Annotated in this window: 16 protein-coding genes and 1 pseudogene; 9 read left to right on the top strand and 8 right to left on the bottom strand. The window is 47.3% G+C overall.

Annotation, left to right across the window (positions count from 1 at the left end; genetic code table 11):
- Positions 1–5: 5 nt before the first annotated feature.
- Positions 6–773: an ABC transporter ATP-binding protein gene (locus EDM55_RS17915; protein WP_092271771.1), complete on the bottom strand. Its 768-nt coding sequence runs from the start codon at positions 771–773 to the stop codon at positions 6–8.
- Between the two features lie 179 nt (positions 774–952).
- A complete protein-coding gene (locus tag EDM55_RS17910; protein ID WP_092271769.1) occupies positions 953–1,612 on the bottom strand; it encodes a glycosyltransferase in 660 nt (219 codons plus the stop codon).
- A gap of 251 nt (positions 1,613–1,863) precedes the next feature.
- Here EDM55_RS17910 and gdhA point away from each other — a divergent pair, with 251 nt between their 5' ends.
- Positions 1,864–3,249 (top strand): NADP-specific glutamate dehydrogenase, encoded by a 1,386-nt coding sequence (gene gdhA, locus EDM55_RS17905; protein ID WP_092271965.1) that lies wholly within the window; start codon positions 1,864–1,866, stop codon positions 3,247–3,249.
- A gap of 67 nt (positions 3,250–3,316) precedes the next feature.
- On the opposite strand, the gene EDM55_RS17900 is transcribed toward gdhA, so the two are convergent.
- A complete protein-coding gene (locus EDM55_RS17900; protein ID WP_092271766.1) occupies positions 3,317–5,992 on the bottom strand; it encodes a YhgE/Pip domain-containing protein in 2,676 nt (891 codons plus the stop codon).
- Between the two features lie 145 nt (positions 5,993–6,137).
- Positions 6,138–7,973 carry an SgrR family transcriptional regulator gene (locus EDM55_RS17895; RefSeq protein WP_092271764.1) on the bottom strand — a complete coding sequence of 612 codons (1,836 nt, stop codon included), beginning with the start codon at positions 7,971–7,973 and terminating at the stop codon, positions 6,138–6,140.
- Positions 7,974–8,121: 148 nt separating this feature from the next.
- Here EDM55_RS17895 and EDM55_RS17890 point away from each other — a divergent pair, with 148 nt between their 5' ends.
- Together EDM55_RS17890 and EDM55_RS17885 are read left to right on the top strand one after the other, a co-directional pair.
- On the top strand, positions 8,122–9,351 hold the full coding sequence (locus tag EDM55_RS17890; RefSeq protein WP_122960963.1) for an MDR family MFS transporter: 1,230 nt from the start codon (positions 8,122–8,124) through the stop codon (positions 9,349–9,351).
- Positions 9,352–9,385: 34 nt separating this feature from the next.
- The gene (locus tag EDM55_RS17885) at positions 9,386–10,156 is read left to right on the top strand and encodes an isocitrate lyase/PEP mutase family protein (RefSeq protein WP_122960953.1); all 771 of its coding nucleotides are present in this window, start codon (positions 9,386–9,388) and stop codon (positions 10,154–10,156) included.
- 87 nt (positions 10,157–10,243) lie between these two features.
- On the opposite strand, the gene EDM55_RS17880 is transcribed toward EDM55_RS17885, so the two are convergent.
- The gene (locus tag EDM55_RS17880; protein ID WP_092271759.1) at positions 10,244–10,831 is read right to left on the bottom strand and encodes an NAD(P)H-dependent oxidoreductase; all 588 of its coding nucleotides are present in this window, start codon (positions 10,829–10,831) and stop codon (positions 10,244–10,246) included.
- Between the two features lie 122 nt (positions 10,832–10,953).
- Between EDM55_RS17880 and EDM55_RS17875 the strand changes: the two genes are divergently transcribed.
- The gene (locus EDM55_RS17875; protein WP_122960952.1) at positions 10,954–11,388 is read left to right on the top strand and encodes a MarR family winged helix-turn-helix transcriptional regulator; all 435 of its coding nucleotides are present in this window, start codon (positions 10,954–10,956) and stop codon (positions 11,386–11,388) included.
- A gap of 186 nt (positions 11,389–11,574) precedes the next feature.
- On the opposite strand, the gene EDM55_RS17865 is transcribed toward EDM55_RS17875, so the two are convergent.
- Complete coding sequence (locus EDM55_RS17865) at positions 11,575–12,318, bottom strand: SDR family oxidoreductase (protein ID WP_122960951.1); 744 nt, start codon at positions 12,316–12,318, stop codon at positions 11,575–11,577.
- A 216-nt stretch (positions 12,319–12,534) separates the two neighbouring features.
- The gene (locus tag EDM55_RS17860; RefSeq protein ID WP_246070849.1) at positions 12,535–13,122 is read right to left on the bottom strand and encodes a TetR/AcrR family transcriptional regulator; all 588 of its coding nucleotides are present in this window, start codon (positions 13,120–13,122) and stop codon (positions 12,535–12,537) included.
- 148 nt (positions 13,123–13,270) lie between these two features.
- On the opposite strand from EDM55_RS17860, the gene EDM55_RS17855 reads away from it, so the two are divergent.
- Complete coding sequence (locus EDM55_RS17855) at positions 13,271–14,971, top strand: PPC domain-containing protein (protein ID WP_092271744.1); 1,701 nt, start codon at positions 13,271–13,273, stop codon at positions 14,969–14,971.
- 55 nt (positions 14,972–15,026) lie between these two features.
- Here EDM55_RS17855 and EDM55_RS17850 read toward each other — a convergent pair.
- Positions 15,027–16,913 (bottom strand): annotated as a pseudogene (locus EDM55_RS17850) (DNA topoisomerase III); the annotation flags it as partial.
- Positions 16,914–17,121: 208 nt separating this feature from the next.
- On the opposite strand from EDM55_RS17850, the gene EDM55_RS17845 reads away from it, so the two are divergent.
- From EDM55_RS17845 to EDM55_RS17830, 4 genes are read left to right on the top strand one after another with little or no spacing between them, the layout of a single operon-like run.
- Positions 17,122–18,354, top strand: a complete 1,233-nt coding sequence (locus EDM55_RS17845) for a tyrosine-type recombinase/integrase (RefSeq protein WP_092271741.1) — start codon at positions 17,122–17,124, stop codon at positions 18,352–18,354.
- The gene (locus EDM55_RS17840) at positions 18,355–20,289 is read left to right on the top strand and encodes a helix-turn-helix transcriptional regulator (RefSeq protein ID WP_092271738.1); all 1,935 of its coding nucleotides are present in this window, start codon (positions 18,355–18,357) and stop codon (positions 20,287–20,289) included.
- Between the two features lie 11 nt (positions 20,290–20,300).
- Positions 20,301–21,953 (top strand): site-specific integrase, encoded by a 1,653-nt coding sequence (locus EDM55_RS17835; protein WP_122960950.1) that lies wholly within the window; start codon positions 20,301–20,303, stop codon positions 21,951–21,953.
- A complete protein-coding gene (locus EDM55_RS17830) occupies positions 21,931–22,641 on the top strand; it encodes a hypothetical protein (RefSeq protein WP_092271733.1) in 711 nt (236 codons plus the stop codon). Before EDM55_RS17835 ends, EDM55_RS17830 begins: the two co-directional genes overlap by 23 nt.
- Positions 22,642–23,009: the final 368 nt, after the last annotated feature.

The raw sequence follows: 23,009 nt of genomic DNA, 5'->3' as shown, positions 1-23,009 counted from the left end.
ACCTCCTAGTCCGTTTCCTGAGATGCACCGAGCTCGGCGAGTACATCCAGAATTTGTTTGAAAAAGGAGGAGCGGTCTTCTGTGCGATGGATTTCTTTGTACAGGCTGCCATCCTGAATAAACAAAATGCGCTGGCAATAGCTCGCACTAAAGGCATCGTGTGTCACCATCAGGATTGATACGTGGTGGTTTTCGTTCAAATCGCTCATCGCCGCAAGCAAGCTTTTCGCGTTTTTGGAGTCGAGCGCGCCTGTCGGCTCATCTGCCAGCAAAATCGCCGGTTCATGCACGAGTGCGCGAGCCGCCGCTGCTCTTTGCTTTTGTCCCCCGGATACCTGCACAGGATACTTCGTCAAAAGCTCCTCAATCCCCAGCGTTTTCGCGACCCTTTTCACCTGCTCCCGAATTTGCGGTGAAGGAATACCTTGCAGGGAAAGTGGCAGCGCAATATTTTCGTAGATCGTCAAATTCTCCAGCAAATTAAAATCCTGAAAGATAAAGCCAAGGCGCTGCGATCGGAAATCTGCCAGCTGATTCTGATTCATTTTCGTGATGTCGGTTCCGGCGATCTCAATTACGCCTTCGCTCGGGCGATCCAGTGTCGAAATGATATTCAGCAGCGTGGTCTTTCCGGACCCAGATGGACCCATGATGCCAACGAACTCGCCCTCCTGAATGTTCAGCGTAACTCCCTTTAGTGCATGGGATTGGCTTTCTCCCTTTGCCCCGTATATTTTTTGGACCTGTTTCACTTCTAGGACAGATGTGTTCATCAATCATGCTCCCCTCTTCTCTTTTTGTTACATACCGTTCTGGTGTGTGGCAACGGTTCTAACTGTACCGATTTTCCAGGGAGGGGGCCATTGATCTATCTAACAGTTACCTTACTCTTTTGTAAGAAACCTACAAGAAAAAAGGCACGGAATGAACCATTCCCCGCCTGAAGACCATGCTATTCAGATATTTGATCAGGGTATTGCTTGATCACTCCGTCCGAGAGAACGTCCGCCACCTGCCAAATGTGGTCGATTCCTTTATCAAACGCAGTAAAATCTGCATCCCAATCATTATTGAGTCGGGCATCCAGGATATCTGTAACCAGCTGCAGGTGCGTATGCAGCATGTCTCGCAAAACATTCAGAGACCAATTGGCATTGAGACCACTGAGGAGGTTGGCGATGTCATCGGCGTTCTGGTACCACTCCGTATTGTGCGATTTCAACTCCACCTGATTATTGTTTTTGGCTGCATCCAGAATCTTTCCGATGAGAAGGACATGTTCACTTAGCAGCTGCGCCAGCTGATTCCCGGAGTCCTCGCCATAAAAGGGCTTGATTGCATTGCCAATATCCACCTGATTTTGCAGAAGCCTTTCCAGCAGCTTGTTTTGATCCGGGAGTCCATCGATGGAGCTGGCGATGTAGCTTCTTGTCCAAGTCACCTGATCCGTCCATAGCTTCCGCATCTCATCATGCAGCACTGCACTGTCTGCTTTTAGGAAATCCTCCTGCTGGATGTGACCACTATTCTCCTCGGCTTCCACAACAACTGGAGAACTGAGCAATCCCTGACAGAGAAGCAGAAGTATCGCTCTTTGGAAATTTCTTTTCAACAGTCATCCTCCTCTTTCATGAATGAAGGTCCCTCATCTATTCTTAACCGAAACTGGACTTCCATTCTTAGCCAGATAAATCGTCTTCAGAAACCGCTTTTGATTTTCCATCTCATTTCGGCATCGATTTAGCTCCAAATTTGAATTGTTACGATAAATTTTCGATTATACAATACTTCAAAGCAAACCTTCGCACAAGCAGCAAGTATATAAAGAGAGAGAATAAAAACAAGAGGAAGAAGATGAGAGGAATGGCAGCTCTGCAAGAAGAAATTCATTTGGATTCCATGAAGGTCGCACAGGAATACGTCAATGAAGTCTACGAGACCATTCAGACGCGTAATCCAGGCGAGCAAGAGTTTCACCAAGCTGTGAAAGAAATTTTCGATTCTCTGGTACCTGTATTCGCCAAGCATCCCAAGTACATGAACAACGGCATTCTGGAGAGAATCAGCGAGCCTGAGCGTATTATCACCTTCCGTGTTCCATGGGTAGATGACTTTGGCAAAGTACGGGTAAATCGCGGGTTTCGTGTACAGTTCAGCAGTGCAATTGGTCCGTACAAAGGGGGCATTCGCTTCCACCCCTCCGTCAATGCCAGTATCATCAAATTTCTAGGCTTTGAGCAAATCTTTAAAAACGCCTTGACTGGCCAGCCCATCGGTGGCGGAAAGGGGGGCTCTGACTTCGATCCAAAAGGGAAGTCGGACGGGGAAGTCATGCGCTTTACTCAAAGCTTCATGACAGAGCTATGTAAATATATCGGTCCGGATACTGATGTTCCTGCAGGAGATATTGGCGTAGGCGCACGCGAAATTGGCTACATGTTCGGACAGTACAAACGCATTCGCGGCGGCTTTGAAGCAGGCGTCCTGACGGGAAAAGGACTGGGCTATGGGGGAAGTCTAGCCCGTACCGAAGCAACCGGTTACGGCGTCGTGTACTTTGTTGAGGAAATGCTGAAAGATCAGGGAGCGAGCATGAAAGGCCGCACGGTTGTCGTATCCGGGTCTGGCAACGTCTCGATCTACGCGATGGAGAAAGCCATGCAGCTGGGCGCAAGTGTGGTGGCATGCAGCGACTCCAATGGCTACATCTACGACAAAAACGGAATTAATCTGGAGACGGTGAAACGTCTAAAAGAAGTAGAGCGAAAACGAATCTCCGATTATGTCAAAGAGCACCCGCAAGCGGAGTATCGAGAAGGCTGCTCCGGCATTTGGGAGATTCCTTGCGATGTCGCACTGCCGTGTGCTACCCAAAACGAGATCGACGCGAATTCTGCTCGCATTCTCGTGAAAAATGGAGTGCGTGCAATAGGCGAGGGGGCCAACATGCCTTCCACCCTCGAAGCCATCGAAGTATTCCTGCAAAGCGGTGTTCTTTTTGGCCCTGCGAAAGCTGCCAATGCGGGCGGGGTTTCCGTATCAGCACTGGAAATGGCTCAAAACAGCATGCGACTGGCGTGGACATTTGAAGAAGTGGATGCCAAGCTGCACGAAATCATGATCAATATTTATCGAACCAGCATGAAAGCAGCCGCGGAGTACGGTCACCCTGGCAATCTTGTCGTCGGTGCCAATATCGCCGGCTTCATCAAAGTGGCGGACGCCATGATGGTCCAGGGCCTGGTGTAACCCCATACGATCGGCATCGGCATAAATAAAGCAAGGGCAGCTCACAGCGGCTGTCCTTGCTCTTTTTTTAGGCAATGATTTTCGTCTTCTTGGCGTTCTCCGTAGATTTTTTGATCAGACCACTGAGCGGACGCTTCAGCACGAGAGCGACAAACAGGCTGATTCCGATGAAGCCGAGCAGAAAGAGAATGTCCCGTATCGCCGTCTGCCAGAGGATTCCCCCCACACCTTCACGCAGCAGGCTGATCGCATACGTAAACGGCATAAACGGATTCAAAGCCTGGAAGAAGGCCGGTGTCATGCTGATGGGAAACGTCCCGCCTGAACTGGAGAACTGAAACACCATGAAAATGATGGCGAGACCCTTCCCCACGTTGCCAAAGACGGACAAAAGCGTGTACGTAATGGTGACAAATACCCCGCTGACCAGCATGGCGAACAAAACGAACGGCAGCTTATCCGCGACATAGGCTTCTAGCAAGTAGATATCCCCTAGCGTAATGAATAGCGCCTGAAACATCCCGATCGTCAAAAATGTCGCCAGCCTTCCCAAATAAAGCTGATACGGCTTGTATCGCTCACCCGGATTGTCTGCCTCCGCCTTCAGTAAAGAAATCAGCAAGGTCGCCCCCACCCATAAGGAGAGGACTCCGTAAAAGGGAGACATGGCAGAGCCGTAGTTGGGGATCGGGTATTTGCGATTCTCCTGGATTTGCACAGGGCTTGCCAAAAAGTCGCTTTCCGCCTGGATGTCCCCGCGCAAGAGCTTGGCGAGAGCAGCAAACTGATTGTTCCCTTCAAACTCTCGAAGCTTATCCGCTGCCTCGGAAACAGCTCGCTCTAGCGCAGGAAGATCCTCGCGCACCAGAGCGGCAACTCGATGTACGCCTGATTCGAGCTGCGGCAGCTGGTTTCGTACAAAATCAGACAGTCTTCTAAGCTCATTTTCTGCGTAAGGCAGGTCATTTTGGATGAAGCTGGCTGCTGCATCCAGCCTCTTCCCGATTTCCGGGAGACTGCTTTTCAGCAGGGGTCCAACGGTCGTTACGATTCTGTCCAGTTCATCCACTTTGGCTGCGAGACCCTGCGACAGCTCATGGACCTTAGCCCGAATCTGCGGCATTTGCTCCTGTATCCGTTTCAGCTCTGCCTGACCAAATTCCAGACCAGCCCGTGCATCCTTTAAAATCGCGGCAAGATCCGGCAATCGCTCCTTTGCTTCCTGCAAACGGTCCGCTGCTGTACCTGTAAGCTCCCGCAGTTTTTCGATCCCCGCAGAGATTCGCGGAACGATCTGTGCGTCATAGTTGTCGAGTATGGCGCCCAAGACATCGTTTGTCTCGAGTGCATGCTGTCGCAGCTGCTCGATTGTCTCCCGAAGAGGTTTCTTTCCTTCTTCCAATGCTTTCGCGACAATACCAAGCAGTTCTACCTGTCTGTTCAGCTTTCCAAGAGCAGCCTGCAGACGGTCTATCTGTACCTGCAGCGGCTGACCAGGCAAGTAAGCGTTGAGTCGCTCCAGCAAAGAGGTGGTATGCGCTAGCACCTTTGCGACAGTGGTCAACCTTGCCTGCACCGCTTTCACCTCGTCTGCGGTCGGCCAGCGATCTGGATTTGTCTCGAGCAAACGATCTGTCAGCAGAGCGGCCGCATCCGCAGCCTGCTGTGCAAATTCGAGGTTCTGCTCTGCGACAGGTGCGATAGACTCCCACGCTCCATTATGCGCTGTCAGAAACTCGTTCATCTGATCGGCAAAAGCCGCACCCTTTTCCGCTATGTCTCCGATACGTGGCAGCGCATCCTGTGCTGCAGTCACGACCTCTAGCGCCTTGTTCGTTTTTTCGAGAGCCAGATTGACCGTCTCTTCTACCTGATGAAATCGCTGATCCAGCTCTTGCACGCGATCTGCCGCCTGACGAATCTGCGGAAGCCTGTCCTGCACGGCGAGAATCTGCGAGATCGCCTCATTGATTTTCGGCCAGTTCTGCTGGATTTTGAGCAAGTACGAAGCAGCTTGATTGATCTCTGGAATTTTTTCCTCCAGTGCAGGTATAACTTGCGCCTTTTCATGAATCTCAGGCAGCTTCTTTTCCAGCTCAAGCACCTTTTGACCCGCAGCCTCGATTTGCGGGAGATTCTTCTCGAGAGCAAAGATACCCTGTTCGATCTTACGGATTGTCGGCAGCTGTGCCTCGATTTCGATACCGATTTCCTTTAGTTTTTTCAATAACGCCCCGCTGACAGCCTCCGTGAAATTTTCGTTGATTTCCTTCGCGATCGCAGAGACCCCTGATGAGGTAATCTTGGGAGCGACTGCGTTCACTTTTTCGTTCACGGTGTAGATAACAGTAGGCCTATCAAGCCTTCCCTGTGCAATACCGGTTATCTTGGCGGAAAAGTCTTTTGGTATGAGGATGCTGGCATAGTACACCCCCGTATCTACTCCTTTTTCTGCCTCCGCTTCATCGACAAAGGTCCATCCCAGCTTTTGATTGTGCTGCAAGTTTTTGAGCAGCTCTTCTCCGATATTGATGGATTGTCCAGCTACGGTTGCACCCTCATCCTGGCTGGTGACTGCGACCTTGACGCCTTGTGTATTCGCATAGGGATCCCACACCGAGCGGATATTGACCCAATCGTAGAGGCATGGGAGCAGCGCAATGGCAACGATGAGAAAAACGCCCGTCGGCACCTTGAAGATGTTCAGCCAATCGGTCTTGTAAATCTGCCAAATCGAACGCATAATGTACCACCTAGTAAAAGAGATAAGGAACCCTGATTCTTCCAAGAAGATTACCATAAAAGCAAAGGAACGAGAATCCTAGTTGTAGTATGTGTTTTTTACGAAAAATAAGCGGCCAGGATTCCCCCAGCCGCTTTTGTCTTACTCATCCGGTGTGTATCGCCTGCGGATGAAACCAGATTTTATCGAAGTCGAGCCACCCGGAAGCATTGATGGAGACTCCTCGCACTGCTTCGTGGTAAGATGCGCTGCTCTTTTTGTAGACGAGATAGAGGACCGAATGGGTCTGCCTCATTAGGGATTCCAGATCGTCGAGCAGCTCCTGGCGCTTTACGGCCACGGATTCACGGAACAACGCTTCTGAAAGTTGGTGGACACGCTCGGCCGTATCGGGCTCATAGGCTGCAAGAAAGTAGTTTTTTTGCAGGTACATTTCCAGCTCACAGACCTCGTCACCCGTAAATACGTTCCCGAACAGCCGACAGTCATACTGCCCCCAATCTTCGTAATCCCTCAATTCTTCCAACGGCTTCACATCGAGCTGGCTTTGGATACCAAACGACTGCAGCCGCGCATGAATCCATTTTGCATCCTCCTGGTGATAGCTGTTGGACGCAATGCGGAAGACTTCTCCCTGATAGCCGCTCTCTTTCAGCCATTCCTGGATCTGTTCCAGACTCGCTGCCTCTTCGCTCTCCTTTTGCCTCACCGCTTGTTGCGGGCGAAACCCTTTAGCCGGGAAAACCAGATCTCCGCCCAAATCGGCGATCATTTGTTTCCGATCAATGATATGCTGCAAGGCCCGCCGAAAAGACGGGTGATTGTGAGGACCCTGTTTCCATTGGTTAAAAACCAGCATCGTACAGCAAGCAAACAGCATTTCCGCATCCTGCCACCCACAATCCTCGCTGAGCTGTGCTGCCAGCTCCCCTTGGTTGGGGTCGCTATAGGAAGTGAATACGGAGGTCCAATCCGGCTCTTTCAATCGGCCAGGCTCCACAGTAGGCAGAATCAGTATCTCGACCCGATCCAGCTGCGGCCTGCCGCGAAAATGGGCGGGAAACGCCTCCAGCACACAAATCCCTTCCTGCCTCCTCGCCACCTGAAACGGTCCTGTTCCCACCGGATGTCTCGCAAATTCCGATTCGCTTTTGAGCACGACTTCCTGAGGGACAATACTGGCAGGAACCGTAGACAAAAAGCGCAAAAACAACGAGTTTGCCTGCCTCAACTGAATGTGCACAGTTTTGTGGTCGAGCGCGAGCACCTGCACGATGTCGCGAAACATCCAGCTCGATTCGAACCGCTCAGGACGCAACCGAACGCGATCCAAAGAAAAGACAACGTCCTGTGCAGTCAGCTCCCTCCCATGGTGAAAAGGAATGCTTTTTTTCAAATGGAACGTCCAGCTTTGCCCATCGGCGCTCTCCTCCCAGGAGTGGGCGATGCTCGGCTTGATCATCCTTGTTTCCTGATCGTATTCCACTAACGTATTAAAAATCTGCCCACCCATATGGGCATCGAATGTATAAAAGGACAAGGCAGGATCCAGCGTGACGATCTTGCGGTAAACGGGGAAGCGCAGTGTATCCTCCAGGCGATCGGAGACCATCTGCGTCGAGAAGCCCATTCCATCCGACAGCCAATCCATCAGACGATTCTTGACTGAGCTCTGCCCAAATCGGTTCATCAGCTCCATCGCCTCGCTTACATCGCCTTGCTCCATCTTGGTCTTCACTTCCTGCAGCAAAAGCTCTTCTGTATCGGCCAGAAGCGTCACGACCGAGGTATTTCCCCGCCCACGCCCTGCGCGCCACTCGATCCACCCCAGCTCACTTAGCTTGCGGATGATGATTTTCGTGTAGCGAGGAGTACAGTGCCATATGCCAGCGAGCTTTTCGATAGTCACAGGGAAAGACACATGAGCTTCTTTTTCAGGAAAAGAGGAACGAAGCTCTAAAAAATGCAGAACTGGCAACATACGAACCCTCATTTCATGGAAAAAAGGTGAACGATCTCCTTCAAATCATACCCTTTTTCTCTTGTTCAAGATAGATATACTCAAAGGTACAAAGACCATACCTGAGGGGGAGACACAATTGAATGGCATTTGGCAAAAGCTCCGGACGATGGCTCACTTTCATCCCGTCGCGTGGGGCGTAATTATCGGAACCTTCCTGTCACGTACAGGCTTTTTTATGACCATACCATTCCTGGGCATCTACTTGGGAAAGGGAAAAGGAATTGATCCAGCCACCGTAGGGGCAATTCTGGCAGCGAGCTTTTTGGTCGGGACACTTTGCAGCTTCGTCGGTGGAGCTTTATCGGATCGACTGGGACGTTACCCTGTGATGATCGCCTCTATGGCAGCCTGGAGCCTCACCTTGCTAGGCTTTGCCTATGCGAATGAGACGTGGCAGTTCTTTCTGATGAGCTCGCTAAATGGACTATGCCGGAGCATCTTCGAACCGACAGCGCGAGCTCTCCTGGCAGATGTTACCCCTCCCGAAAGACGTACAGACGCTTTTCAGGCCCGGTATTTTGCCATCAACATCGGCGGTGCCATCGGTCCTCTTCTCGGACTGAAGCTGGGTGCGGGCAGTACGTCCTCGCTCGTGCCGTTTTACATCAGTGCTGCTATCTTTGCCTTTTATGCGATCGCCCTTGTTGTCTTGATGCTGTTGTTCCGCCAAGGGCTGCAGGAAAAGTCGAAGGCCACACCTATGCAGGAGATGGTCCGGGTCGTTTTCAGCGATAAAGTGTTTCTCTACTTTCTTTTGGGAAACGTCTTTCTTGCTGGCGCTTATTCTCACCTCGATACGACACTTTCCCAATACATCGGCCATGATCGGATTGAAGCCTACTCGTTTTTATTTATCATCAACACGCTCTCTGTCGTGATTCTGCAATATCCGCTGGCCAAGCTGATGAAACGCTATTCTTCCCTGACGTCCCTGAAGGCAGGATGTCTGCTGTTCGGTCTGGGTCTGTTCGGATTCGGGGTGTTTGAGACCCTGGTGCTGCTCGCTTTCTCGATGGTCGTATTTACTGCCGGAGAGATTCTGAGCTTTGTGATTGGCGATGTGCTGATTGGAGAGATCGCTCCCAGCCATTTGCGCGGAACCTATTATGGGGCAAGCGGGTTTGCCTTCATCGGGCAGAGCGCCAGTGCCTGGTTCGGAGGAATTTTGCTTCACTCATTGGGCTTCGGGCAAGGCCCGCTTATCTTCGCGATTCTCATGCTGCTGACCTTTATCGCCTATCCGTTTTTCCATCGCGGACAACAGCTGTGGGAGCTGCGCCTCGGTCAGTCCCGTACGAATCAGGCAAGCTGCAGTATAGAGCTGACGAAAAGCTAAAACGATCCCATTCATCCAAAAGGGAGTGTTACTCATGACAGTCATTGAACAATTTCAAGCTCTGCATCAAGCAAACGAACTGCTGTTTCTCGGAAATGCCAGGGATGTTCCCTCTGCACGCGCCTTGGAAAAGGGTGGATTTCGAGCAATCGGTACGACAAGCTGGGGAATTGCACACTCTCTTGGCTATTGCGATGGGGAAAAGATCGATTTTGACCTGCATCTAGCCGTCATCAAGCGAATCGTCGAGCAAGTAAGCATACCCGTTTCCGCCGATATCGAGTCTGGTTACGGGGAAGATGCTGCGACGATCATCGAGCATGTATTGCGTACAGCAGAAACAGGAGTCGCTGGCATCAATCTGGAGGATTCACTCAAGAGAAGCACTGGCATGCGTGACATAGCCCAGCATGGCGAACTGCTGGGCCAGATCAGGACGGCGCTCGACCACAACGGTTTTGCCGATTTCTATATCAATGCACGGATCGATACCTATTTTCAGAAAGAAGCTCCGCTGCAGGAAACGATTGAGCGGGCAAAGGTGTATGTAGAGTGCGGCGCGAGTGGAATCTTCGTTCCAGGGGTAAAGGAGGAAACAGACATCCGCACGATTGCTGCTCAAGTAGCCGCACCTCTCAATGTCCTTTCGCTGCCAGGTCTTACGGACGGCAAGCTGCTTGGGGAGTGGGGCATAAAAAGACTGAGCTTTGGCAATTTCCTGTATGATAAAACGGTCGCATTCCTGGAAAGCAGTGCCGGGCAGTTGTACCAATCCACAGACACCTCTTCGTTGTTTCAATCATAGCCTGCAAGCTTCTGATTTCCTGAAAAAAGCTTCCCTGCTATTTCTCGTGGGAAGCTTTGCTCTTTTGGTGGCTAGCAGGCTGCTTGGTTACTGCGCTACCTGCTTAAAATAGCGATAAACCCGCTCCAGCTTCTCCTGATGCCGACCCTTTGAGCTCTCCATATTGCCAAACTCAAAAAATTTCACTTTTTTCATACCTACAAATTGAAACAAGGCTCTCTTCATCAACACTTTATGCGCATTATTGAGCCAAAGGAGCGGGTAATGCGTAGGGCCCTTCATCGTGGATATGCAGACAACCGACTTTCCCGTGAGCAACCCCTCTGGAAACAGTCCCTTTTTATCGCGGTAAGCAAACTCCGATGCAAACATCTGGTCGATGTACCCGAGAAGCATGGCAGGCGGGCGTCCCCACCAGATCGGATACACCAGTACGATCTTATCAGCCCACGTAATCTGATTGCGATATCGCTCCAGCCGGGGATCACTATGCATATCCCGCCTGCGCTTCTGTTCATGGAAGACGAGAACGGGATCAAAGCCTTCCTCGTAGAGATCGAGTACCTGCACCTCCTGGATCAGGGGGTTTTCCTCGCTCCCCTGCACGACCTTTTGCAAAAAAGCAAAGCTAAGACTCTGATGGTTCGGATGAGTATAGATCACGAGCAGTTTCATCTCAACACCTCGTTAGTTATCATTTGATAACAAAAAGGTAACACGCAACAAATATAGTTGTCAAATGATAATTGTTAAATGACAACTAATTTGCTATCGTAACGATAAGAGGTGATCTCTTTATGGACAAAACGGCTTTCTTTCAAAAATTCGTAGCCTTCACTACAGCGGTCCACCAAGTAAAGCACGAGATGACCAAGGATTTGAAACCCGCCGACATTACCCCTGTCCAATACAGCATCTTGGAGTATATAGCTGTCCAGCAGCCCGTCACCCTCAGTGAGATCAGCGACTGCCAGCATATGTCCATGCCCAATACGAGCCGCGAAATCCGCAAGCTGACGGAAAAAGGCCTGTGCGAAAAATCGACGGACGCCCAGGATCAGCGCAAGCAATCCATACGCCTGACCCCAGAGGGCAAAGCCATGATGGACGAAGCCTTTGCACGAATTGAGGCACGTTTTTTCCATCGGCTTCAGGGAGCTTCCGAAGGAGATCTGAAAACGATAGAGCAAGCTTTGGACGTGCTGCAAGCCAAAGTTTTTCATACCGAGTAGCGATGGCCAAAATCAAGAAGAAGCGCTCGCTGTTTATGCTCAGTCTCTTCGCTCTCCTTTTGCTGCTTTTCTTTTTTCCTGCTTGGACTCCTGAAATCAGAGACGAAAACGGAAAGGCTGGCAGCTACTATCACTCCAATCGCAAAAAGGGAACTGCTCTCATGCAGCTCCCTTTCTTCGTCTCTCTTAGATAAATCCGCCGTTTACACGTAGAGTCTGTCCAGTGACCCATTGCGACTCGGGGCTTGCCAGAAACAGGACCACGCGTGAGATGTCTTCGGGCTCACCGATTCTGCCCATCGCATTCATGCTGCCAATCCGCTGCGCTTCCTCTTCTGTTTTCTCAGCGGTAAACAGCTCTGTGTTCACAGGTCCTGGGGAAACCGCATTGATTGTAATGCCTTTTGGTCCAAATTCTTTAGCCAGCTGGCGCGTAATCTGTTCGACGGCTCCTTTGGTCGCAGCGTACGCACTGTACCCAGGAAACATCTGCCCTGCGACAGAAGTAGAGAAGTTGATGATTCGCCCCTGCTCGTTCATATGGAGGGCAGCCTGCTGGCAAGCGAAGTAGGTCCCTTTGACGTTGATGGCGAACTGCTTGTCAAAATCAGCCTCTGTCATGCTTGTGATTGGCTTCGTCATCATAATGCCTGCATTGTTGACGAGAATATCTACCTGGCCGTACGTCTCCAGCGTCTTTTGGAACAAGCTTTCCACCTGCGCAACCTGGCTGATGTCCGCCTGAATCGCAGTCGCCTCTCCACCCTGTTCCCTGATTTCAGCTACGACTTCCTCCGCTTTTCCAGAACTGGCAGCGTAGTTCACGACTACCTTCGCCCCTTGTCCAGCAAGCTCTATCGCTATTTTCTTCCCGATCCCTCGCGATGCTCCCGTTACCAAAGCAACTTTACCGACCAGCTTTTTCTCCATGACGTATCCCACCTGTTTTCTAAAATGGTGAATCGTACACATCGTCTCTTCATATCCCGCTTGCTCCGTTTAGGTGGCATGCCGATCAACTTGCTTGTATTATAGTGGCCCAACTCAACAACTGTCAAATGACAGATTTAGTTTTTTGTCATTTGAATGGGTTTGCATACAAAAAAACCTCTCTGCGCCGTGATCAGAAAGGTTTTTGCCTATATGCTATACGAGCCCTCTCAAGAGCAGCTCCCAGACTAATTGAAAGTCACCTTCTTCCTCGTCCGCCAGCCAATGCTGGGCATGAGCGGGATGATGAAACCTCGACGTTGCGAGGAAAATGGCTCTTGCTATCGTTTCCGGGTTACCCGGTTTCAATTCCTTCGATTGAATCCCTTGCTCGACGATCCCGGCAATCTGCTGGACCAAATGCTCGGCGTGCTCTTTGACCATCTCTACCGATCCCTCGGTTTCAGAAGCGTACATGGCAAACATTTCAGCGTCTGTCGTGAAGTACTCTTTTTTCGAGTTTCGCAGAGTGGTTAGCCACCGATACAATCGTTCTGTCGCGCTCCCTTGCGTCTCGCTTGCAATTTCCTCTAACGGGGCGCTGATACAGCCTTGGAGCCATCTTTGTGTGACAGCCTCACGCAAAGCAGCCTTGCTCGGAAAGTGTCGATATAACGTACCGTGACTGACCTGCAGCACTTTGGCAATGTCGACAACCGAGGTCTTGTCCGGTCCAAAACGCCTGAGCACTTGTTCTGCCGCGTCCAATATCATTTCCTTTGTTAATGGCAAATCATGACTCATCGGAACGTCCATCCCCCTTTATCTCTCTTTCATCATACCTTACTTTCGACAAAAGTAGAAAATCAAATGCTTGTCTTACCCTCACTCCCTCCGCTATATTTTGAATATACAGCTTCTTCCAAAAACATTTATCCGATAGGAGATTCCGATGAGTATCACTTCGACCATCCCTTCTCTTGCCACCCCGCTGCAAACACAGACACGCATCACCAAGCCATCACCCAATCTGGACCCGCACGACGAATGGTACCAGATCGAGCTTACGTCCACAGATGCGATCGAAATCCACATCAACAATCTGACTCATCCCGCCTCCTGCATCACGGTCTACGACAATTTCGGCACCCAGTGCGGGCAAGCGATGTGGACGCCAGGTTCGCCGCTCATTCTACCGTTCTTCCCCGAGAACGATGGGGTCTATTTTATTCGGCTCACCGAGGGTCCCGATACAGATCCCGATCACGTCTACCAGCTGTTCGTCGACAAGTACACCCGTTTTTCCGGAACGATGATCAACGCCTCACCGCTGTCCGCCCAAAACGGGCCCTATCTCCTCGGACCCGACGATGTGGTCATTTTGCCCGGCCAAAGCCTGACAGTGGAAGCGGGAGCGACCATCAACGTCCGCGGTTCGAGCAGAATCGTCGTACAGGACTCAGGGGCGCTCTATCTTTGCGGCGAAGCGACCAACCCGATCACGATCATTGGAGCGATCGGCGACCCTGCCAAACACACGTGGAATCAGCTCGCAGCATCGCCGCAGGCAGTGACCGTCCTCTCGCATCTCATCGTCCAGTACGACAACGATGAAAATGGGGCAGAATTTCTGACTACGCCCACTCCCTTTTTAGCCCTAGCTTCCTCCCTGCGAGAATTCACTGCCACAACGGAAGAGGCCACACTCTGCAAAAGGGCAAGCATCGTCCCTCCTGCTGCTCGTCTGGAATACATCAAATCCTGGTTTAAGCAGGCGAGCCCTTATCACTTTAGCTTCTTCGGAGAACTCTTGCCGATTGAGCTCTATTTTGGAAATGACGTCACGACCTTTGCAGACTGGGAAATAGAAAGTCTCCGTGTCAGCCATGAACGCTTTGAACAAGGTCACACCAACTATTGGGACTTCGTCAACGGCAACTTTACCACCGATCTCGTTGAGGCAGCCCACCTGTTTGCCAACAAGGAGAGCAGCCCTGAGCCCCGCATCCAGCGCATGATTGACTTCCTCACCATCTGCCAGAACTGGCGCCAGACGCACGGCTGCTTCAAATGGTACGATCTCATCAATCCTTTTCACAAAGCAGGAGACGAATTTGAAAAAACATTTGAGGAATTGGCTCCCGTCTTTTGGCGGGCACACAATACGTCCATCGTATATTGGGACAAGCTCGCTCGCGAATTAGGGATTTGGAGAAGGGAAAATGTGCTGGAGCAGCAGTTCATCAATTCCGTCATTATCCGGGTTCATTTCGCTGGGGATTTGCCTTTTGCCATCCCTGGCTACGGAAACAACATCCCCCCGATCGGATTTGTCGGCATCTCCATCAATCACGGTCCACTGAGCTATCCCAAGGTCTACCCGATCCCCGTCCCCGAGCACGATGTGAACTACGGCACGCTCTCAGTCGCGAATTACTTGAAGTTTTTCTTTGACACCCTGCTTAACAAAAAGACCAACTCCATTTACACCTGGTGGATTCCCTCCCAAGCGGACCAGGAATTATACGCCTTGCTTCAGGAAAAAGGGATTTCGGTCGATTCACCGCCAGAGGATTGGGATCGCGAATTCATCCAGCCTTCCCAAAAAACTCTGGAAGAAATTCAGCACTACTACCTGTCGGTGCGGCCATAACCGCCAAAAGACCCGAACGCCTGCGACAGCTCTCCGCGGCATTCGGGTCTTACTCTTACTGATCGAACTTCAATTTGGACAAAGCATCTTTTAAAGCCGAGTTGATGCCCTCTGACTCCTCCTGATCCTGCCCTTTCAAAAACTTGGCGACCTCTTTTTTCGAGACCTTGCCGCCCTTTTCCTTATCCCGGCGCTCCTGGAAGGTAGTGAGCTTCTCCCGGTGTCCGCACACACACACGAAGGTCTGTTTATCGCCTTGCCCGTGAAGCTCCAGCCTTTTGTGGCATTTTGGACATCTGGCATTCGTTTGCTTGGAAAGACCTTTCCGATAGCCGCATTCCCGGTCCTGACAAACGAGCATCTTGCCCCGCTTGCCGTTTACCTCGAGCAGAAACTTGTCACATTCCGGGCAGCGGGTTCGCGTCAGGTTGTCATGTCGGAACGTCTGCTCGCTGTTCTTGATCTCTTGGACCACCGATTTCGCGTAGGTTTTCATTTCTCCGATGAAAGCCTGCTTGCCCAAGTCCCCTTTTGCGATCGCCCCCAGCTTTTGCTCCCACTGAGCTGTAAGCGTAGGCGACTGCATTTCATCCGGAACAAGCTCGAGCAGCTGTTTTCCTTTTGCCGTCACGAAAATATGCTTGCCGCGCTTCTCGAACAGGAAGCTGTTAAACAGCTTTTCGATCATGTCTGCACGCGTCGCAACCGTGCCGAGGCCACCCGTTTCCCCAATCGTTTTGATCAAATCCTTGCTTTCACCCGCCATGTACTTCGCGGGATTTTCCATCGCAGAGAGCAGGGTCGCTTCCGTAAAAGGCTCAGGCGGCTTCGTCTCTCCCTTGGTTTGGGTGATGCTGCTGATTTTTAGACGGTCGCCTTTTGCGATCGATGGCAAAAGCTGCTCTTTGACTCCATCTCGGCTGTCCTCGTCTTCAACATCGTGGTCGTACACTTCTCGCCAGCCTTTCGCGAGCACCGTCTTTCCTCTGGCTAGGAAGAGCTCTGTGCCCAGCTTCGCCTGGATTGTCGTTTGCTCGTATTCAAAGGCCGGGTACAGAACAGCCAGGAAGCGCTTGACGACGAGGTCAAAAATCTTCCGTTCCTTGTCGCTCAGATCACTCAGGAGAACAGATTGCTCCGTCGGGATAATCGCATGGTGATCCGAGACCTTGCTGTCATCGACAAACGCTTTGTTTCCTTTGATGGGCGCTCTCAGCAGCTTCGCGGCAAACGGAGCGTACGGCTTCATCTGTACCGCTTTGACCCGATCCGGCAGCGTCTCTACGATATCGGCAGACAGATAGCGCGAGTCCGTCCGCGGATAGGTGACGACTTTATGATGCTCGTACAGCCCCTGCATGATCGAGAGCGTTTCCTTGGCCGAGTAGCCGAAGATCTTGTTGGCATCCCGTTGCAGCTCCGTTAGATCGTATAGCTGCGGCGCAAAGGTCTTTTTGTGTGCCTTGGTGATCTCGACGACTTCCGCGACGGTCTCTTTTTTGAGCGACGCCAGCAGCTGATCCGCTTTTTCCTTGGAAAACGTTTTGACGTCCTTCGTCTGCTGATCCTGCCACTGGAGCTGAATCGGTCCCTGTGCCAATGCACTCAAGCCGTAAAAGGACTTCGGTGTGAACTGACGAATCTCTTCCTCCCGTCTGGCCACGATCGCCAGGGTCGGTGTCTGCACACGCCCGCAGGAGAGCTGCGCATTGTGCTTGCAGGTCAAGGCACGGGTCGCATTGATCCCGACCAGCCAGTCTGCCTCTGCACGTGCTGCTGCGGAAGCAAACAGATTTTCGTATGCCTTGCCGTCCTTTAGATTGCGAAATCCATCCCGAATCGCCTTGTCCGTCACGGATGAGATCCAGAGACGCTTGATCGGCTTGTTCACGTGGGCCAGCTCGATGATCCAGCGAGCGACCAGCTCTCCCTCGCGCCCTGCGTATTTCTATGATTTTGTACATTTATTTATTGTACATTATTCGAACTTTAATAATTGCGGAAAACATTGATATATATGAGAACTTTAATAGTTTTTCATTCTTTTCAAAATGCTCACAAATCTGTTAATGAAGTATAATAGATTTAGCGTATCTACCATAAGTCGAACCTCAACTTAACGTACATTATTCGTACTAGGGGGACCGTGTATGCGGACTAATGTTATTAATTTAGATGCTTCAAAGGACATTAAATTTTGTATGGTTCCTGTATGGATTGATTATGCCTTCTTTCGAACGATAGGGGAAATTAAACAGAAGCATATCGCGTTGATTGGATTGAAGGACATGACAATGGACGTGGAGGTTATACATCCAATTAGCGATTTCATCATGGAAAATTGGAAACATAGGGAATTCAATACCCAACGAAAACATGCGAACAACACTGTAAAATTTCTCAATTACCTTTTAGAGAACAAGAGGAAATTGAATATACTTACCCTTCGGGATTTGAATATTGCTCATGGAACTCAATACCTGAACTCGCTGTCCTCTGACGGGGTAGGTAGAGATACAGTAAAAGACGCAGAAAGAACACTAACATTTTTCTACTTGTGGTTAGTTAAAACTAGATGTATCTCTTCAATTTCAAAAGATACGTTTCAAAAGAAAGAAGGAAAATTTTGTTCTTACTATGAATCACCTTTTAAACCAATATACCCATCCAAAAAACCAAGAGAAATTGAACATACACTACCACACAGTTATATACCTCTTCTATTGGAGGTAGCGATAATGGTGGCAAAACCTATTGCGTTAGGAATCTACTTTCAGATATTTGGGGGGCTTCGCGTTTCAGAAGTGGTGAACTTAAAGAGAACACAAGTCGCACATGGGATGCGCAAGGGAGACTTCATATTGAAACTACAAAACCAAAACTTTCGTGTTGATCTAAAGGAACACCCCTCCGTAAAAAAAGTTAGAGCTCAACAAGTCCTTCAAATAAATGACTGGGGACTCAGCTTGTTTAGTGATCACATTCAGCTATACCAGCCCATGGATGGTAGTAATGCGCTGTTCATTAATAGAGATGGACTCCCCTTATCAGGTAGAAGTTATAGACAGTACTTCGAGAAAGTTAAGAAGACCTTTATTAAATTATTGGAGCAAAAAGGAGATAGTGAACAGAAACTATTGGCACATCATCTTAAATATATTAAATGGTCTACTCACATAGGACGAGGTACATTTACAAATATGGTCGCGGAAAATGTGGAGAATCCATACGAAATCGCCCATCTCCGTGGGGACTCTAATATCAATTCGGCTCTAACCTATATGGTATCCACTAACCGAATTCATAAAAAGATTGAGGGTAAGTTTTCGCAAATGCATGAAAGTTATATCCCAAAATTAATGGATTATAATTTGGAGGACTAGATGGAGAAGTCAAATACCTTAAGTCCAATTGAAGCCGCCGAAAGGTTAGGGTATAGTAGTGCAAGTGTTGTTTGGAACATGGTTATTAAATCGGGGAAGTTCCCAAATGCCTTTAAGGATGACAAGAACCGTTGGCGAATACCTTTCTCTGATATTGAGAACTTTGAAAGGGAACGAGAAAAATCAAAGGAACAGGTTATATATTCTAGCCAGTCTTCCTTTGAAGAGATTAGAAAATATACAGAAACAATCCCCGTAAAAAAAGACCTCAATGAAACGGCAAAATTGTACCTAGAATATTGTCTCTTACAAACAAATAACATGCGAGGCTCCAATCGTTACAAGAGAGACGCAATTTTATCTTTCCAAAGATTTTATAAAAGCTTGGTAACTAGTATTGATAAAGAAGTTTATCTGCTCTCGAATACCGAGATTAGTGAATTCCTAGATGATCACTCCCCATTTGGTAAAAAAGAAAAGTTATACTTTACACGGTTTTTAAGATATTCCTATGAAAGGAAGAACATTCAAGATAGGGAAGATTATGTGATCTACCATAGGAATCGCAAAAAGGATATCAAAGACATATATTCCCCACAAGAATTTCATACGCTTTATAAACACTGTAAGGATGTGATAATCAATATTCCGCACGCATTGGAAGATAGTTATTACGCAAATATGTGGGTATACACCATCTTGCTTCTGACCGATTTTATTCGGGGTCATGATTTGATAGCTCACACTCCCAATATCCATCTAGAAGAACTTAATATTCCTTCTTTAAATTGGTTTGTAGAAAACACCTTATCCGAAACCCAAAGTCAACTCGTTATCCGGCAGTTATATCTTCACTATAGACACAAAAGAAGCAGTAAAACAGATGAATTACTTACATTTATAGTTGCGCCCGATCTTGCTTACCCTTTGTCTCTCGCACTAGTTATTTCTGAATTTCATAGAAGAATGGAAGGGAGAAACTTCCTTTTAGATACGTTTTATCAGGGCGTATACAATAAAATAACAACTCACGCTAAAATTCGGCATAAGAGGTTTTTAAAGTCTTGCCCATCACTAAGTGATTTCAAATTCAGTAGTAGAAAAATGAACCGTACCGTATCTACTTACTTATTTTTCTCAATTACTGAAGGCGATGAATATGATTCGGAACTTGCCCTCCATCTCACTCAAACAGCTAGAAGCCACAAGGCACCAGACACAACTAGTGTATACATTCAATCAACCAATAAAGATGGAACTATTAATCGTGTATCCTTCAATTTATTTAAACGTGGGCATTTTGGTTGGTTATTTAACTACTTAATTTTGTATGCCTCTCAGAACAAGCAACTCAATTCAACATTAGAGGAACGAACTAAACTGATAGAACAAATTCGCCAAGAGGTTTCACCTTCGAGTCTAGAAAGCGTCGCTAAGTTCATTAACAATTATCTTACTTCTACACCTATTCAAAATAACTCATCAGTACAAAACTTACTAAGTGGTATTTACGAAAAACGGCGTTCTGCTGTATCTAAACTAGCTGATTTTTCTACAGATGAGATTAATGACATCCTAGGTAAACTTGCATGTGGTGAAATGCCGTCGAAAAATGAACACGCTCAATGCTTAGTATATCCTGACTGTGCATACCCCAGATTAACTAACTGCTATTCCTGTGAATACATTCTTCCTCGAAATTTATTGTTGATACAATTGAAGGAAGATTTAGACAGATTAATTGATAATATTCAGTCCACTGACAATGAATTTATGATTCGAAAGGAAACAAAATTTCTTCTGCATACTCTCCTGGTGTGGAAAGAAGCGAGAATTGCCTATGGAGAAGATTATGTGAGGGCCTATCTTTCGCCTACAAGCACATGGAGCAAGCTGGAAGAAATTGCTCATAAACTCCAGCTTGATGAATATTAGGAGAGGGTTAAATGGAAATCAGATCAGTAATAGGGGCATTTTCAGATGATGTTGTTATTGAACGGAAACAAACTGTTTACTTTAATACATTTGATTCCACTGAGTATGAGGAACTATTCCAAAAATTATCTGAAAATAATTATATCCTGAATGGCAATTTTAGTGACAGTCAATGGTCACTTAGTGAAGGGATCTCAGACTACCCGATAGTTATTTCGTTTGATTTAGACCTGTACCCTAGTTTAAACAAAGCTCTAAGGGCCTATACAGTAGTGAGAATCATTTCTGGGAGAAATCCCTTAACGGTATATAATGAACTAGCTACACTAAAGGAAATCATCTTTGAATCTAACGGTTTTCAAGATACCAGGAAATTTGAAACGTTTTTGATTCGTTGTTGTAATAACTTTGTGTACAAAGGTTATAGAGTTGCCAAAGATACAGAAAGATTCCTTTCCTTCTACGAGGTAAAAAATAAACAACTTATAATAGACATTTGTAAAAAAGTAGGCTCCTATTCAGGAACGAATAGAGATTTACCGCCATTTGAGGACATCATGATTTTTGATGATGCGATGAATGATTACTTTCAGTCTTATCCAACGGAGCAAACTATTGAGTATTTACCTATCTTAATGTGGTGGCTAATAACCAATATTCTTCCGTTGCGTCCATCAGAATTTCTGATGCTGGGAAAGGATTGTGTCCAGTATCGTGAACACCAAAACTTTAAATATGGGATAAAAGTACCTCGAATAAAGCAAAGATCCGACACGCCCGAATTTATTACAAAGTATGATTTTGTAGAAATTGATGAGAGAACCTACAATCTCATTAATCAATCAATAAAAAAGATAGAGTTATTAGGGATTGACTCTCCTTATTTATTTCCAATCCAATTGCTTACTCATTTCAGAATCCAAAAAAGAGATAAAAAGAATAACCGAGTAAACAGAAGAGATTTTGATTTCTTGAAGAAAGAGTTTTATGAAAATGTGGTTGAGAAACTCTACGGTCATTACGGACTTGAACGAGTCAAATCAGGTGACACCAGACATTTCGCTATTATAAACATGTGTCTGCAAGGGTTCAACATGCTCTCCATCGCACGAATGGCTGGACATGAAGAAATAGATAGTCAGTATGGTTATTACGCACATGCGGAGCATTTCGCTCAATCCTACGTCTATCGATTAGCGCAAAAAAAACTAGAACATTCAAAAAGCCAAAGTATTAGTGGCAGTATTATAGGTTGGAAGAGATACGTGTACGACAAAGGGAAAGCCATTTCCGTTACCGATAGGGAAAATATTGTTGGGCGAATTCAATATGGAACTTGTATAGAAAACCAAGATGTGTTCCCTAACAACTGTATTGAGTTCTGTGAATATTGTCCGAATTTCATTTTTAATCCAGTCATCAATGAACGGGAACAAGCACTTCAATGGTTAGCAGATTCATCGAAGGTTTTAGAAGTTAAAATTCGTGAATCAATCGAATTAATGAAAGAGATTTCAACGAGTCTAGCTAACTCATTAAGAAATGCAAATAATGACGTCTTAAAAACAACTTCAAGGCAGTTATTATCCTATATGGATTTAAAGGCAACCATTGACTCTAAGCTAATGGAGGAATTGGCACATGGGCAAAAAAAGCAACGGTAATACAAGAGGAAAACCACAAGAGTGGACTGATGAGCAGCTTAAAGAACTAGCTTTAGAAGTGAAATATAAAAACAAGGGTATAAAGTTGACCCCCTCGCTTCTTCAAAAGGAAACGAACGTCGGTAGAAATACTTGGAGCCGTCGAATGAAGGACTTTATTGATGAACTAAACCAACCTGCCATGAGGTCTCACAACCTCGAGGACAATGATACAGTGTACCTACCAAGTATAGATCTCATCTTCCAAAAGCATGGTAAAGACAAACAGGCTTTAAAAAATGAATTGTTTAATATTGAACTTACAATTCTTAAACAACATAATGAGTTGAGGGAATATAAAGAAAAGGACAGACTCTATCAGGAGTCGTCAAAAACAATTCAAGCATTAAAAGAAGAAGTAATGAAGTATAAAATGAAAGCGAAGACTTATGAAGATTTATATAAGAAAATTGTGGCGTCTAGTTCCTTTCCGCACCTTTATAATGATTCCCCCATACTAAACGAACATGGAGTAAAGACCAACTTAATCCGGTTCAATAGGGATAGCAATAAAGATGTTCACTTTAATAAACTGGATTCACATTTCCCAGGTGTTTCCAAATGTGAACTTATCAATGAGGAGACCATGCAAAAGGAACAAAAACAAAAAGAGAATATGAATAAGTTACTTGGCGAATTTGAGATTTGAGATTTCTCTCGAGGGTGTTTATGGAAATTTAAAAGTGCAGACTTTGGCACTATACTTATACAATCGTGGCTTTAAGGGGTACTAGATTCCATTCCATATGTGAATCTTGGGGACGTACAAGGTAAAAATATAATAATTGGCTGGGGAGGAACCTTGCTGTTCCTCCCCAGCCAATTTTTTCTGTTAAACAACGCAATAACTTGCGGACAAGGTCAATTACTGGACATAGTGCAGCATCAGGAACAGTATCCTTAACGCAGGAAAATTGACCTTTTTTACGGAAAAAATAGTGTTTTACGTCACTTCGTTGGTGGGACCCCTGAATGAGCTAAATTCAACAAATTTATTAACTCAACTTTCGCACCATA

Origin of the sequence: Brevibacillus centrosporus, from assembly GCF_003710815.1 — a bacterium.
In the GTDB taxonomy this organism is placed as follows: domain Bacteria; phylum Bacillota; class Bacilli; order Brevibacillales; family Brevibacillaceae; genus Brevibacillus; species Brevibacillus centrosporus.
Note: the sequence above shows the minus strand (reverse complement) of the source record. Positions and strands in the feature narration are given on the sequence as shown.

Excerpts from the sequence above, each read along its gene's own strand:
- EDM55_RS17915 (WP_092271771.1), bottom strand. The coding sequence starts at position 773 with ATGAACACATCTGTCCTAGAAGTGAAACAGGTCCAAAAAATATACGGG.
- gdhA (WP_092271965.1), top strand. The coding sequence starts at position 1,864 with ATGGCAGCTCTGCAAGAAGAAATTCATTTGGATTCCATGAAGGTCGCA.
- EDM55_RS17900 (WP_092271766.1), bottom strand. The coding sequence starts at position 5,992 with ATGCGTTCGATTTGGCAGATTTACAAGACCGATTGGCTGAACATCTTC.
- EDM55_RS17895 (WP_092271764.1), bottom strand. The coding sequence starts at position 7,973 with ATGTTGCCAGTTCTGCATTTTTTAGAGCTTCGTTCCTCTTTTCCTGAA.
- EDM55_RS17890 (WP_122960963.1), top strand. The coding sequence starts at position 8,122 with ATGGCTCACTTTCATCCCGTCGCGTGGGGCGTAATTATCGGAACCTTC.
- EDM55_RS17885 (WP_122960953.1), top strand. The coding sequence starts at position 9,386 with ATGACAGTCATTGAACAATTTCAAGCTCTGCATCAAGCAAACGAACTG.
- EDM55_RS17880 (WP_092271759.1), bottom strand. The coding sequence starts at position 10,831 with ATGAAACTGCTCGTGATCTATACTCATCCGAACCATCAGAGTCTTAGC.
- EDM55_RS17875 (WP_122960952.1), top strand. The coding sequence starts at position 10,954 with ATGGACAAAACGGCTTTCTTTCAAAAATTCGTAGCCTTCACTACAGCG.
- EDM55_RS17865 (WP_122960951.1), bottom strand. The coding sequence starts at position 12,318 with ATGGAGAAAAAGCTGGTCGGTAAAGTTGCTTTGGTAACGGGAGCATCG.
- EDM55_RS17860 (WP_246070849.1), bottom strand. The coding sequence starts at position 13,122 with ATGAGTCATGATTTGCCATTAACAAAGGAAATGATATTGGACGCGGCA.
- EDM55_RS17855 (WP_092271744.1), top strand. The coding sequence starts at position 13,271 with ATGAGTATCACTTCGACCATCCCTTCTCTTGCCACCCCGCTGCAAACA.
- EDM55_RS17845 (WP_092271741.1), top strand. The coding sequence starts at position 17,122 with ATGCGGACTAATGTTATTAATTTAGATGCTTCAAAGGACATTAAATTT.
- EDM55_RS17840 (WP_092271738.1), top strand. The coding sequence starts at position 18,355 with ATGGAGAAGTCAAATACCTTAAGTCCAATTGAAGCCGCCGAAAGGTTA.
- EDM55_RS17835 (WP_122960950.1), top strand. The coding sequence starts at position 20,301 with ATGGAAATCAGATCAGTAATAGGGGCATTTTCAGATGATGTTGTTATT.
- EDM55_RS17830 (WP_092271733.1), top strand. The coding sequence starts at position 21,931 with ATGGGCAAAAAAAGCAACGGTAATACAAGAGGAAAACCACAAGAGTGG.